Source organism: Pseudomonas sp. MPR-R2A5 (genome assembly GCF_058793055.1).
In genome coordinates, this window is the sequence record NZ_JBXAFK010000023.1 from 16,574 (window position 1) to 30,115 (window position 13,542).

Genomic DNA, 13,542 nt, shown 5'->3' on the forward strand with positions numbered 1-13,542 from the left:
GAGTTGACAGGTAGCGACCAGTGGTCTCAACACCGGCCGCTTCTCGTTCCATTCGTCGCCACCTGTCAGAGTTGACAGTAGTCAGCGGTCCTCGCGCAGAGGTTCAATTTCGCCATACGCCTGCGAGGAAATCCTCATGATCAAGCACCCTGCACCGGTCAATCCGTTTGTACCCGATCTGCCACCGGTCGAGATTGGGCTCTTGCAACCCCCTATCGTAGGCGACCACGAGCGGGCCGATGGTGGCATCGGCATTCGGCATACCGAGATTCCCCTGGTGGTGCATATTGCCCGTCCGCCTTCAACGCCCAAAGGCACCAGCTTTGAGTTTTACTGGGCAGGCGTCGCGGTGGCGTTCAACCAGATTCGCGACGGCGACGAAAACCTGACCCGTATCCCCTTTACGATCTCCCAAAATTTCATTCGCGAGTCGTGGGCCGACCCGGTACAGGTCAGGGTCATCCGTCTCAGTGGGAACCCTTCGGAAACCATGCCGTTGCGGTTGCGCGTCAATCTGCGTCGTCCAGGAGGCATCGCGCCGGAACCCACCCAGCCCGGCAATCGAAAACTGGTCCTGGTGCTGCCGCCCGATGTAGAAATTGACGGTATCAATGATGACCGTGCCAAGCTCGGTGTTCAGATAACGTTCCGACACTGGGAGAATATGGCGCCCTATGATCTACTTCGGCTGGCCTGGGGCAACGTGATCATAGAGTACCGAGTGCAACCCGCTGACGTCGGGTCTGACATCAAGCTCACCGTGGAGTACGCCACGATTATCGATGTCGGCGACAGCGAGCAATTGCCAGTCGCTTTCCAAGTAATAGGCCCCACCGGCAATGGTCCCGACCCAAGGGCTCTGTGGTCGGTCATAACCTGGATATCGGTGTACCTGCGCAATGATCGTTTGGACCCTCCCTGGTTGGATTTTCCCGATACGGCCCCCACCATCGACTTGGCTCAGTTGGGCAATCAACACGTAAGAATCGGGCTCTATGTTTCAGCCGCCAATGCCCGGATCTACGAGCGCGTCTTTCTGATTTGGGCCGGGACCAATGAAAATGGCTCTGTCCCCCATATTGACGATCAGGTGTTACCTGGGGGCAGGACTTACTATTTCGACGTACCGAATGCCTTGGTCAAGGCCATTGCCAGTGGCAGCGCAACCGTTCACTACTTGCTGGAGGGTAACGGGCAGCCGACCAAGCGCTCGCACAATCTGTTCCTGTCGGTTATCGGTGAAGCGCTGAAATGGCCCGCCCCCTGGGTGGTAGAGGCGGTAGGCGACATTATCCCCCCAGGCCCTGCCAACGCCACCGTCAGCTTTCTTGAGCAGGACACCTGGCGACCCGACGACCTCATCCAGATCACGCTGTTGGTCAGCAACCCCAACATCACGACTGAGTACAAGCAGAGCAAACGGTTTGACAGCATCCCGAATGACAAAGGCGTGCTCTCGTTCACCGTACCGGGTGAAGATATCAAGCGGTTTGACGGGTTGCGCGTGCAGGTGTTCTACACACTTCTGCGCACCGGGCAGGACTCACTGAGCGAAACCTATCAAGTGGGCGAGCCCAAACGCGATATGCCCCCACCCAAAATCGAAAAGGCATCGGGCGCTCAACTGGACCCGGACGATGTAAAGAATGGCGCCAAAGTCATTGCCCCCTTCGCCAGCACGCGCGCAGGCGACCAGATGATCTTGTGGTGGACAGGCCCGCTGGCCAGCACCCAAGTCGACTACGATGTCCACCGGGATGGCGAACTCGCTGAGTTCGTGGTGCCGTACGTCTTTGTCGAACGCAACCTTGATCAGGACGTAATTGTTTCCTACACCCTCAAGCGGGGGCTTGAACCGACGCGTTACTCCGAAATCACGTCCGTGCTGATTGCCCGAGGCCTGATGGACCTGCCACCACCGGACTTGGTCCGAGCCACGATCACCGGGCCAGGCAGGGCCACGCTGGCGCCGCTGGATGCGCTGAATGGCAGCGACCTGGTGGTGCGCTACGTGGGGATGCTCGACACCGACTCCATCAAAGTGTCCATGCTCGGTAGGCAAGGGCAAGGCTCGCCGGACATCCCGGCCAAATTCGGCAACGAATTAGCGGGAGAGGTCGTGTTCGACATCCCCCGGCAGGCCATTGCGGCCAACATAGGCAATAGCGATCAGTTCATGACGTTCAAGTACGTGGTCACCCGCAGGGGTGAACCGTCGCCGGACTCTCAGATATTGACCGTGAAGGTGCTGCCTATTCCGTTGGATGAATTGCAGAAAACCATCATCCGTATCAACGAAGCAGATCAACAAACCCAAATACTCGACCTGGCAAAAGTGATTGACGGGGCGACCGCCCATATTGGCACCTGGCACTTTATTACCGAGTTCTGGCCGGTTTGGCTGACGTTGACAGGCAAAAAGAACGGCGTGAATTACCCGATCACCCTCCTAAACGGCAGCGGGGGTGATCGTGTCAATGGCGACTGGATAAACCAGGGTCGCTACGAACATCCGATCCTGGCCACTTACCTCAATGAATTGGACCACGCTTCGACGCTGACGATGGAGTTCTCGGCCGCGTTCAGCACCAGCCCAGAACGGGCGGATGCGATCGTGTTTCCACCGGTGATCTACTCCGTTTTAAAAGCGCCGCCGTTGACTATTGGCAACTCGACCATGATTTTGAACGGGCGAGCCATCGTCGCTCCCGGCTGGCCACGAAACGGCCAGGAATACCCGGGCAATGCCCAGATACGCGAGGCAGAAGGGGGCTCGCCTCCTTACTCATACCGTTCAAGAAACCCAGGTATCGCGACGGTCAACTTAAACGACGGCAAGGTCAGGGGCATGGCTAACGGAAGCACCTATATCGATGTAGAAGACAGGGCAGGCAATACCGCGTCATACCGTGTAGAGGTCAGCAACGTATGGCAACTGCGTGAAAATCGTGCAGGAATGAATTGGAGCCAGGCCGTCGCCTGGCGCAAATCATTACCTGGCGCTGTAGGTATCTATTATGCCGATGGCATATCGTTTATGCGGACCGTATACGGTTCGCCATTACCCGTTCCGTATGACTCATATTACTGGCTGGGGGTTGAAGAGGGTTGCGACTTCCTCACGGGCGTGTTTTGGGATTCCATGAGGCCGGATATCGTGCGGTGTATCAACAGAAATACATACACATGGGCCTGGTGTCTGCAGCCATGACGTGCGGCCAAACGGGACGAGCGTGATATGCCGGCCTGAGCGACCTCCCCTGCCATATGCTGGTGGCATGGAACTCGGCGTCGATTTGCGACATGATCCTCACCCGGCCAGTGTATTACGCGTTCAAGAACCTGCGGATGGCAACCCTGCTGCTGATCGGCACGTCCGCCACCACCGCCATCGGCAAAGACCTCGGGCCGCCGGTATTCCCCATGCAACCCTGGTGGAATTCCCGGGGTTAGGCCATGCACCGAAAACGCAAGAACCGGCCCAGTTTCACACCGCACTGTTGCAGGGCCTGAGCACCCTTTAATCCAACCTTTTTCGAGGCACTCGTGAATGTCGGTACAGATTGCAGTCATTGATGATTGGCAGAATGTGGCCCAAGGCGTGGTGGACTGGTCGGTCCTGGACACCGTCGGCCAGGTGCACTTCCTGCACGATTATCCGGCGCAAACCACCACGATGATCGAGCGCCTGAAAGGCTTCGAGGTGATTTGCGTAATGCGCGAACGCTCGACCTTCGATCAACCCCTGCTGCAAGGCCTGCCGAACCTCAAGCTGCTGGTGACCGGCGGCATGCGCAATGCCGCCATCGACATTGCGGCCGCGAAGGCCCTGGGCATCCAGGTATGTGGCACCGACAGCTACAAGCACGCCGCGCCGGAACTGACCTGGGCGCTGATCATGGCCTCCACCCGCAACCTGCTCGCCGAAGCCAGTGCCCTGCGCGCCGGCCACTGGCAAGTGGGCCTGGGCGGCGACCTGTATGGCAAGACCCTGGGTATCCTCGGCCTGGGCAGCATCGGCCAGAAAGTCGCACAGTTCGCCCAGGTGTTCGGCATGCGGGTGATCGCCTGGAGTGAAAACCTTACGCCGCAGCGCGCTGCCGAAGCCGGGGTGACCTGGGTCAGCAAACGCGAACTGTTCGAACAGGCCGATATCCTGACCATTCACCTGGTGCTCAGCGAACGCAGCCGCGGGTTGGTGGATGCGCAGGCGCTGGGCTGGATGAAACCAAGCGCACGGCTGGTGAACACCGCGCGCGGGCCTATCGTGGATGAGCAGGCGCTGGTGCAGGCGTTGACCGCTGGTCGCCTGGCAGGCGCTGCGCTGGATGTGTATGCCCAAGAGCCGTTGCCGGTCGATCACCCGTTCCGCCACTTGCCCAATGTACTGGCCACGCCCCATGTGGGGTATGTGAGTGAGCAGAACTATCGGCAGTTTTATCAGCAGATGATCGAAAACATCCAGGCTTGGGCTGATGGAGCGCCCATTCGCCTACTCGGCTGACGCACCAATAAGGGGCAGCCTGCACTCATGATGGGAATACCCTCTCTGTGAAGAGCAGGCTTGCCCCGCGGTGGGGCGCGAAACGGCCCTGAAAACTGGCAACGGGGTGCAAGCCGCCAAAACCGTTTGGGAGCGCTTCGCACGCCAGCGCAGGGCGAGCCTGCTCGCCACAACCCTCGTTACAAGTTTTTGTCCTACAAAATTCCCACATAAACCCTACAGGCTCTGGGATCTGTCCTAGACTCATGACTGATGGGTCCGTTCCAAAACAAAAACCCCGCAAAAAATCGAAACTTTACAACTCTGCCGTAGGTCCAGTTTTAAGGTGGCGCGAGCGCACGCAGTTCACAGCCGATGCCCGTCCATCCAATCTATTTCAGCTGACCGTGCATCTGGCATAAGCCTTGCCAGTTTGTATAACGCTTGTGCGCCTGGCCGCAGGATGCGGTCTTCGGAGCTAGTGGCAGCGGGCCATTAGCCGACCAACACGTGGGAGAGAATTATGATCAGTGCCGCTGTAGAGACTCAGGGAGAGCGTTTTTGTAAGCCGGCAGGGGGGCCCACCTCGTTGGCCGACCTGCCCAACACTGTGCGGCCGATCGTGAGTCAGAACCCGAACCGAAAGAAAGTCTTGTTCGTCACCTCTGAATTCGCCGACCTGGTCAAAACCGGAGGCCTGGGCGACGTTTCCGCCGCCCTGCCCCGCGCCATGGCGCACCTGCACGATGTACGGGTGCTGATCCCGGGCTACCCGCAGGTGATGGAAAGCGACAACCCGATCCATATCATCGGCGAACTCGGCGGCCACGCCGCGTTGCCGCCGTGCAAGATCGGGCGCATGGACCTCAAGGATGGCCTCGTCATCTACGTGCTGATCTGCCCCGAGCTCTACGAGCGCGAAGGCACGCCCTACGGCGCCAACAACGGCCGTGACTGGCCCGACAACCATATCCGCTTTGCCCGCCTGGGCCTGGCCGCCGCCGACATGGCCGCCAACCTCGCCCAGATCCACTGGTGCCCGGACCTGGTGCACGCCCACGACTGGCCAGCTGGCCTGGCCCCGGCCTATATGCACTGGCGTGGGTCACGCACGCCAACGCTGTTCACCATTCATAACCTGGCCTATCAAGGCGTGGTCAGCCTGGCCTCGACCCCGGAACTGGGCATTCCCCCCCATGCCCTGCAACAGGAAGGCATGGAGTTCTACGGCAAGATGTCGTTCCTCAAGGCCGGCATGGCGTACTCCAGCCATATCACCACGGTGAGCGCCACCTACGCCCAGGAAATCACCACCCCGGAATTTGGCTGCGGCCTCGACGGCTTCCTCGCCGCCAAGACCCAGCAAGGCTTGCTCAGTGGTATTCCCAACGGCATCGATGAAAGCTGGGAAACCTCCACCGACACGCACCTGACCCACAACTTCAATATCGGTGACTGGGAAGGCAAGGCAATCAACGCTGCCCACGTGCGTGAGCTGTTCGGCCTGCATGACTCCACCGGCCCGCTCTTTGCCGTGGTCTCGCGCCTGGTCTACCAGAAAGGCCTGGACCTCACCGAAGCAGTGGCCAGCTTTATCGTCGAGCACGGCGGCCAGATCGCGATTATCGGGCGCGGGGAGCCGGAGGAAGAACAAGCCATGCGTGAGCTGGCGCTGCGCTTCCCTGGCCAAGTCGGCGTGCGTATCGGCTTCAACGAGACCGATGCGCGCCGCATGTTCGCCGGCAGCGATTTCCTGCTGATGCCTTCACGCTATGAGCCTTGCGGCCTCAGCCAGATGTACGCCCAACGCTTCGGCTCGCTGCCGGTGGCACGCAATACCGGCGGCCTGGCGGACACCATCGAGAATGGCGTCACCGGGTTCCTGTTCAATGAGTCCACGGTGCAAAGCTATGAGGAAGCGCTGAGCCGTGCGTTCAGGGTGTTCGCCAACAAAGGCCTGCTCAATGCCATGCGCAGCCGCGCCATGACCCAACCCTTCAACTGGTGCCAGGCGGTAGAACCCTACGCCGAACTCTACGAACAACTGGTGGCCAAGGCTCTGGGGAAAACCACTAAATAATCAAGGGAGGTCTTCATAGATGCCGTTACGGACTTTGGAAACCTGGCCCCACGGCGCAATCATGTTGGACGCGCAACACACGCGTTTTGCCTTGTGGGCGCCAGACGCGTTTTATGTCAGCGTTGAATTGGAAGACGGCCGGTCCCTCGCCATGTTGCCTCAGGCAGAGGGCTGGTTCGAGATAGAGATCCAGTGCCCGGCGGGCACGCGTTACCGCTACAACATTGATGGCGAAATGGATGTTCCCGACCCTGCGTCCAGGGCGCAAGCCTCGGACGTGCACGGTTGGAGCCTGGTGGTCGACCCGCTCGCCTACCCATGGCGACACAGCCAGTGGCAAGGCCGCCCCTGGCATGAAGCGGTGATCTACGAACTGCACGTCGGCGCGATGGGTGGGTACGCCGGTGTCGAGAAACACCTGCCACGCCTGGCCGAGCTGGGCGTCACCGCAATCGAATTGATGCCTCTGGCGCAATTTCCCGGCGAGCGCAATTGGGGCTATGACGGGGTGCTGCCGTATGCACCGCACGCCGCCTACGGCTCCCCCGAACAGCTCAAGCACCTGATCGACAGCGCCCATGAACATGGCCTGGCGGTGATCCTCGACGTGGTTTACAACCACTTCGGCCCTGACGGCAATTACCTGGGCCAGTACGCCAAGGGCTTCTTCCAACAGGATGTGCACACACCTTGGGGCGCGGGTATCGATTTCAATCGCCGCGAAGTGCGGGATTTTTTCCTCGATAACGCGCTGATGTGGCTGCTCGAATACCGCTTCGACGGCCTGCGCCTGGACGCGGTACACGCCATCGACAACCCCGGTTTCCTGCAGGAGCTGGCCCACCGCGTGCGCCAACAGGTGGACACCGGCCGGCATGTGTGGATGGTGCTGGAAAACGAGCTCAACCAGGCCCACCTCTTGAAGCACGATTTCGACGCGCAATGGAATGATGACTTTCATAATGTGTTGCATGTGTTGCTGACCGGCGAAACCGACGCCTATTACAGCGACTTTGCCCAGGAGCCCACCGCCAAACTGGCGCGTTGTCTGAGCGAAGGCTTTATCTACCAAGGCCACACCACCCGCCACGGCCATGAGCGCGGCGAACCCAGTGGCGACTTGCCACCCACGGCCTTCGTGGCGTTCTTGCAGAACCATGACCAGATCGGCAATCGCGCCTTGGGCGAACGCTTGCATCAACTGTGCTCGCCGCAGGCGTTGCAGGCCGCCACGACCTTGTTGCTGATGTCACCGATGATCCCGCTGATGTTCATGGGCGATGAAGTCAACGCGAGCGAGCCGTTCCTGTTTTTCACCGACCACCATGGCGAACTGGCCGAAGCGGTGCGTGAGGGCCGGCGCAATGAATTCGCCGATTTCGCCGCGTTCAAGGACCCCGAACGGCGCGAACACATCCCAGATCCCAACGCGCTGCCCACCTTTGTGCAATCGGCGCCGAACCTGGTGGAAAACGAACACGCCCACTTCTACCGCCAGCTGCTGAGCCTGCGCCACCGGCATATCGTGCCGCACCTGCCGGGCAGCGTGGCCTTGGGCGCGCACGTGCTGGCAGACGGCGCCGTCAGCGCGCGCTGGCGCCTGGGCAATGGCAGCCTGTTACAGATCGATCTGAACCTGAGCCGTGCGCCCCTCGATTGCCCCGCGCCGCCGCAGCTTCTGTTCCAAACGCCCGCCCATGAAGGCCCGCACCTGGCGCCCTTCAGCGCGCGCGTCACCTTATCCCCTGTTGGAGAGCACCTTTGAGTGAAGCGAACCTGGAAATACTCGCCAGCCGAGCGGGGTTGGCCGTCGATTGGATCGACGCCAACGGCCGCCCGCAACGCGTGACAGCCGACGCCTTGCGCGCGGTATTAAAAGGCCTGGGTCACCCGGCCGACAACGATGCCCAGGTCGATGCCAGCCTGCTTGAATTGGAGCAGGTGCAACAAGACAAACACTTGCCACCCCTGATGACCGTCGACAGCGGCGATGGCTTGGACCTCGGGCATTTCTTTGCGCCCGACACCCCCTGCCGCGTCCACCTGGAAGACGGCGAAACCCTGCAACTGCGCCTGGACAGCCACGCCGTGTTGCCCGGCGTGATCGCCCTCGGCTATCACCAGGTGCATATCGACGACCAGACCTTCACCCTCGCGGTGGCCCCCACTCACTGCTACAGCGTCGCCGAAGCAGTCGACACCGCCACCGCCCGCGCCTGGGGCCTGAGTGCCCAATTGTATTCTTTGCGCCGCCTCGGCGACGGTGGCTTTGGCGACACCCTGGCCCTGGAACACCTGGCCCGTTCGGCCGCCGAACGCGGCGCCGATGCCTTGGCCATCAGCCCGATGCATGCGATGTTCAGTGCCGACCCCGAGCGCTATAGCCCGTACTCGCCCTCGAGCCGGTTATTTCTCAACAGCCTGTATGCATCGCCTGGCTGCGTCCTCGGCGAACGTGAAGTCCGTAACGCCATTGAGGCCTGCGGCCTGGCGGAGGAACTGCACGCCCTGGAACAACACACCCTGATCGATTGGCCGGCCGCCGCCAAGGCCAAGCAGCGCCTGTTGCGTGCCTTGTATGAAGACTTCCGCCACGGCCACCACCCGCAACACGCCGACTTCCTGAGCTTCCGCCAGGCTGGCGGTGAAGCCCTGGAAAACCATTGCCGCTTCGAAGCGGTGCAGGCCGTACGCGCGGCCGCGGGCGAATCACTCGACTGGCGCCACTGGCCGCAGGAATGGCGTTCGCCACAGAGCCCGGCACTGGTGCATTTCGCTGAAGAGCACGCGGCCGATATCGGCTTTTATGCGTTCAGCCAATGGCTGATCGCCCGTTGCCTGGAGCGCGCGCAACAGGCGGCACGTGGCAGCGGCATGGGTGTCGGGTTGATCGCCGACCTGGCCGTAGGCGCCGACGGCGGTGGCAGCCAGGCCTGGAGTCGCCAGGATGAGTTGCTCGCCGACCTTACCGTGGGTGCGCCGCCCGACATTCTCAACCGCGCCGGGCAAGGCTGGGGAATTTCCGCATTTTCCCCCGAAGGCCTCAAGCGCAACGGCTTCCGGGCCTTTATCGAAATGCTGCGGGCCAACTTTGCGCATGCCGGCGGCTTGCGCATCGACCATGTGATGGGCCTGCAACGCCTGTGGGTGATTCCCATGGACGCCTCGCCTCGCGAAGGCGCCTACCTGTATTACCCGGTGGACGACCTGCTGCGCTTGCTCGCCCTGGAATCCCACCGCCACCAGGCCATCGTGCTCGGTGAGGACCTCGGCACCGTGCCCGACGGCCTGCGTGAAAAACTCATTGGCCGTTCGATCCTGGGCATGCGCGTGCTGTTGTTCGAACAAGGCCACGATGGCCAGTTCAAGCCGATCCTCGACTGGCCGGACAACGCGCTGGCCACCACCAGCACCCACGACTTGCCGACCCTCAATGGCTGGTGGCACAGCCGCGATATCGACTGGAACGTCCAACTGGGCCTGATCGACGCCCCCACTGTGGAGCAATGGCGCGAGCACCGCCTGCGTGAGCGCCAGGCGTTGCGCCAGGCCCTGAGCCAGGACCCGCAGAATTTCATCGATGAAATCCGCAATGAGACCGACCACATGATCGACGCCAGTGTGCGCTACCTGGGGCATACCCGCGCACCGCTGGTGTTGCTGCCGCTGGAAGATGCGCTGGGCCTTGAAGAACAAGCCAACCTGCCCGGCACCACCGATACCCACCCGAATTGGCGCCGTCGCTTGCCCGGCGAAGCCTCCAGCCTGCTCGACAATGCCGGCGCCGCCCGCCGCCTCGAACTGCTGGCCGTCGCGCGCAACCAAGCCTATGAGCGTGACCGATGAACGTACTGCCCCTGCGCGCAACCCAGCGCCTGCAATTCCATAAAGGTTTCACCCTGGACGACGCGGTGCCACTGGTGCCGTATTTTGCCCAATTGGGTATCAGCCACCTGTACGCCTCGCCGCTGCTCGCCGCCCGCGCCGGCTCGATGCACGGCTATGACGTGGTCGACCCCACCCGCGTCAACCCGGAACTGGGCGGCGAAGCGGCATTGCGCCGGCTGGTCGCCGCACTGCGTGAACATAAGATGGGGCTGATCCTCGACATCGTCTCCAACCACATGGCCGTCGGTGGCGCCGACAACCCGTGGTGGCTCGACCTGCTGGAATGGGGCCGCCTGAGCCCCTACAGCGAGTTCTTCGACATCCAGTGGCACTCCCCCGACCCGCTGCTCAAGGGCCAATTGCTCATGCCGTTTCTTGGCAGCGACTACGGCGAAGCCCTGCAAACCGGCACCCTGACCCTGCATTTTGACGCCGCCCATGGCACGTTCTACGTCGAACACTACGAGCATCGCTTTCCGGTCTGCCCACGGGATTACGCGGCGATCCTCGGCACTGATGAACTGCTCAAGCCCCTCGCCGACCGCTTCAGCGCCCTCGCCTATCAGGACGACGCCTACGCCGAAGCCGCCTGGCTCAAGCAGGCACTGGTCGAGCGTGCTACCCACGGCGCCGTACGCGAGGCCATCGAACACCGCCTGGGCGAATTCGATGGGCGCCAACCCGACGGTTTCCAGCGCCTGCATCACCTGCTCGAACAACAAGCCTACCGCCTGGCCAGCTGGCGCACCGCGGCCGACGATATCAACTGGCGGCGTTTCTTCGACGTCAACGAACTGGGCGGCCTGCGCGTGGAACGCAGCGTGGTGTTCGAAGCCACCCACGGCAAGATCTTCGAGCTGATCAGCGAGGGCCTGGTGGACGGCCTGCGCATCGACCATATCGACGGCCTGGCCGATCCGCGCGGGTATTGCCGCAAATTGCGCCGGCGTGTCGATTCACTGTCGCCACAGCGCCATCTGCCGATCTTCGTGGAAAAAATCCTCGGCGAAGGCGAAACCCTGCGCGAAGACTGGCAGGTGGACGGCACCACCGGCTACGAATTCATGAACCAACTGTCGCTGCTGCAACACGACCCGCAGGGCTTCGAACCGCTGGCCGAGCTGTGGACCCGACACAGCGAACGGCCCTCAGCCTTTATCGAAGAGGCTCGGCTGGCGCGTCAGCAGATTCTCAATGGCTCCCTGGGCGGCGACTTTGAAAGCGTGGCCCAGGCCCTGTTGCAAGTGGCCCGTGACGATGTGATGACCCGCGACCTGACCCTGGGCGCCATTCGCCGCGCCTTGCAGGAGCTGATCGTGCACTTCCCGGTGTACCGCACCTATATCAGCGCCCGAGGCCGCAGCGAGCGCGACGACGTCTTTTTCCAGCAGGCCCTGGCCGGTGCGCGCAGCACCTTGAGCGAGGGCGACTGGCCGGTGCTCGATCACCTGGAAAAATGGCTGGGCGGGCAACCCTGGCGCGACCGCCCCGTCGGTCGCGAGCGCAAGATACTCAAGCACGCCTGCGTGCGCTTCCAGCAACTGACCTCGCCGGCGGCCGCCAAGGCCGTGGAAGACACCGCGTTCTATCGCTCGGCGGTATTGTTGTCGCGCAACGATGTGGGCTTCAGTACCGAGCAGTTCAGCGCCCCCGTGACAGACTTCCACCGCGTCAACCAACAGCGGCTGCAGACGTTCCCCGACAACCTGCTGGCCACTGCCACCCACGACCACAAGCGCGGTGAAGACAGCCGCGCACGCCTCGCGGTACTGAGCGAATGCGCACCGTGGTATGCCGGACAGGTGGAGCACTGGCGCACCCTCGCGGCGCCGTTGCGCAATGACACCAGTAGCCCGTCGGCCGGTGATGAGCTGATCCTCTATCAAGTGTTGCTCGGCAGTTGGCCTTTGGACCTGCATCTGGACGACCGTGAAGCGCTCCAGGCCTATCAACAGCGCCTGTGGCAGTGGCAACAGAAAGCCTTGCGCGAAGCCAAGCTGCAAAGCAGTTGGAGCGCCCCCAACGACACCTACGAACAAGGGGTAGAAGCGTTCCTTTCGCGCCTGCTGCTCAGCGACGACGGCCTGCCCCTGCGCACCGCCATCGCCAGTGCCGCCCAGGCCATCGCACCTGCCGGCGCGGTCAATGGGCTGGCGCAATCCTTGCTTCGCCTTACCGTGCCTGGGGTACCGGACCTGTACCAGGGCGATGAGTTCTGGGACTTCAGCCTGGTGGACCCGGACAACCGTCGCCGGGTGGATTTCAACGCGCGGCAACGTGCGCTGAATGCACCACTCGACCTCGGCGAGTTGCTGTTCAACTGGCGTGACGGGCGGGTCAAACAGGCGGTGATCGCCCAGGCGCTGGCCTTGCGCAAGGCCCACCCCGAGGTGTTTCATCAGGGCCGCTACACGCCCCTGGATGTGGTGGGCCAACACGCCGAACACGTGGTTGCATTTTGCCGCGAGCACCAGGGCAGACGCGTGCTGGTGGTGGTGCCGCGCTGGCCCCAACGCCTGCTTGAAAAGGGTGTGCACCCCCAGATCAATGCGCGGGTTTGGGGCGATACACGGGTGAAATTACCGTTCGCCGCGCCAACCGAAAACTGGAAGGGACTTTTTCATACAGTCGCAGTCACACCAGACAAGGAGCTGTTGATCAGCACTGCGCTGGGGGATTTCCCGGTCAATGTCTTTATCAATCCTGATGATCAAGAAAGCTGAAAATTTTCTGTGAGGAGCATTGTGATGAGTACTGAAGACAAACGCATTCGCGAATTGGCGCATCAAATCTGGGAGTCCGAGGGCAAGCCCCACGGTCAAGATGCACGCCACTGGGAGATGGCGCGCAAGCTGGCAGAGGCCGAAGCGCTGACGCCGAGCAAACCCAAGCCGGCCGCCAAGCCCAAGACCGCGCCCAAGCCAGCGGCGAAAGCCAAGCCTGCGGCAGCGGCCCCAAGCAAACCGGCTCCCCCGGCGGCAAAAAAGCCGGCGGCGCCAAAAAAGCCCAAGCCTTAAGCCTCGTGACCTCATGAGCCACCTGCCGATACGGTCGGCAGGTGGTCATTTCACTTTCCCGATTGTCAGCTGAA

General features: G+C 61.8%; 7 protein-coding genes and 1 pseudogene. All 8 read left to right on the forward strand.

Annotated elements, in window-relative coordinates; genetic code table 11:
* Positions 1–136 precede the first annotated feature (136 nt).
* The 8 genes and pseudogenes from AC1Q6I_RS17395 to AC1Q6I_RS17430 all read left to right on the forward strand — a co-directional run bounded on the left by AC1Q6I_RS17395 (position 137) and on the right by AC1Q6I_RS17430 (position 13,468).
* Positions 137–3,211 (forward strand): immunoglobulin-like domain-containing protein, encoded by a 3,075-nt coding sequence (locus AC1Q6I_RS17395; RefSeq protein ID WP_102623497.1) that lies wholly within the window; start codon positions 137–139, stop codon positions 3,209–3,211.
* Positions 3,212–3,240: 29 nt separating this feature from the next.
* Positions 3,241–3,524 (forward strand): annotated as a pseudogene (locus AC1Q6I_RS17400) (alpha/beta fold hydrolase); the annotation flags it as partial.
* Positions 3,525–3,550: 26 nt separating this feature from the next.
* Positions 3,551–4,504, forward strand: coding sequence for a D-2-hydroxyacid dehydrogenase family protein (locus AC1Q6I_RS17405; protein ID WP_102623496.1), 954 nt, complete (start codon positions 3,551–3,553; stop codon positions 4,502–4,504).
* A 502-nt stretch (positions 4,505–5,006) separates the two neighbouring features.
* Positions 5,007–6,563, forward strand: coding sequence for a glycogen synthase GlgA (glgA, locus tag AC1Q6I_RS17410; RefSeq protein ID WP_102623495.1), 1,557 nt, complete (start codon positions 5,007–5,009; stop codon positions 6,561–6,563).
* 19 nt (positions 6,564–6,582) lie between these two features.
* Entirely contained in the window at positions 6,583–8,328 is a 1,746-nt protein-coding gene (gene treZ / locus AC1Q6I_RS17415) for a malto-oligosyltrehalose trehalohydrolase (RefSeq protein WP_102623494.1), read from the forward strand.
* Positions 8,325–10,409 (forward strand): 4-alpha-glucanotransferase, encoded by a 2,085-nt coding sequence (gene malQ, locus AC1Q6I_RS17420; protein WP_069076281.1) that lies wholly within the window; start codon positions 8,325–8,327, stop codon positions 10,407–10,409. Before treZ ends, malQ begins: the two co-directional genes overlap by 4 nt.
* Positions 10,406–13,174 (forward strand): malto-oligosyltrehalose synthase, encoded by a 2,769-nt coding sequence (locus AC1Q6I_RS17425; protein ID WP_102623493.1) that lies wholly within the window; start codon positions 10,406–10,408, stop codon positions 13,172–13,174. The genes malQ and AC1Q6I_RS17425 overlap by 4 nt, the downstream gene beginning before the upstream one ends.
* A 24-nt stretch (positions 13,175–13,198) precedes the next feature.
* Entirely contained in the window at positions 13,199–13,468 is a 270-nt protein-coding gene (locus AC1Q6I_RS17430) for a DUF2934 domain-containing protein (protein WP_024075744.1), read from the forward strand.
* Positions 13,469–13,542: the final 74 nt, after the last annotated feature.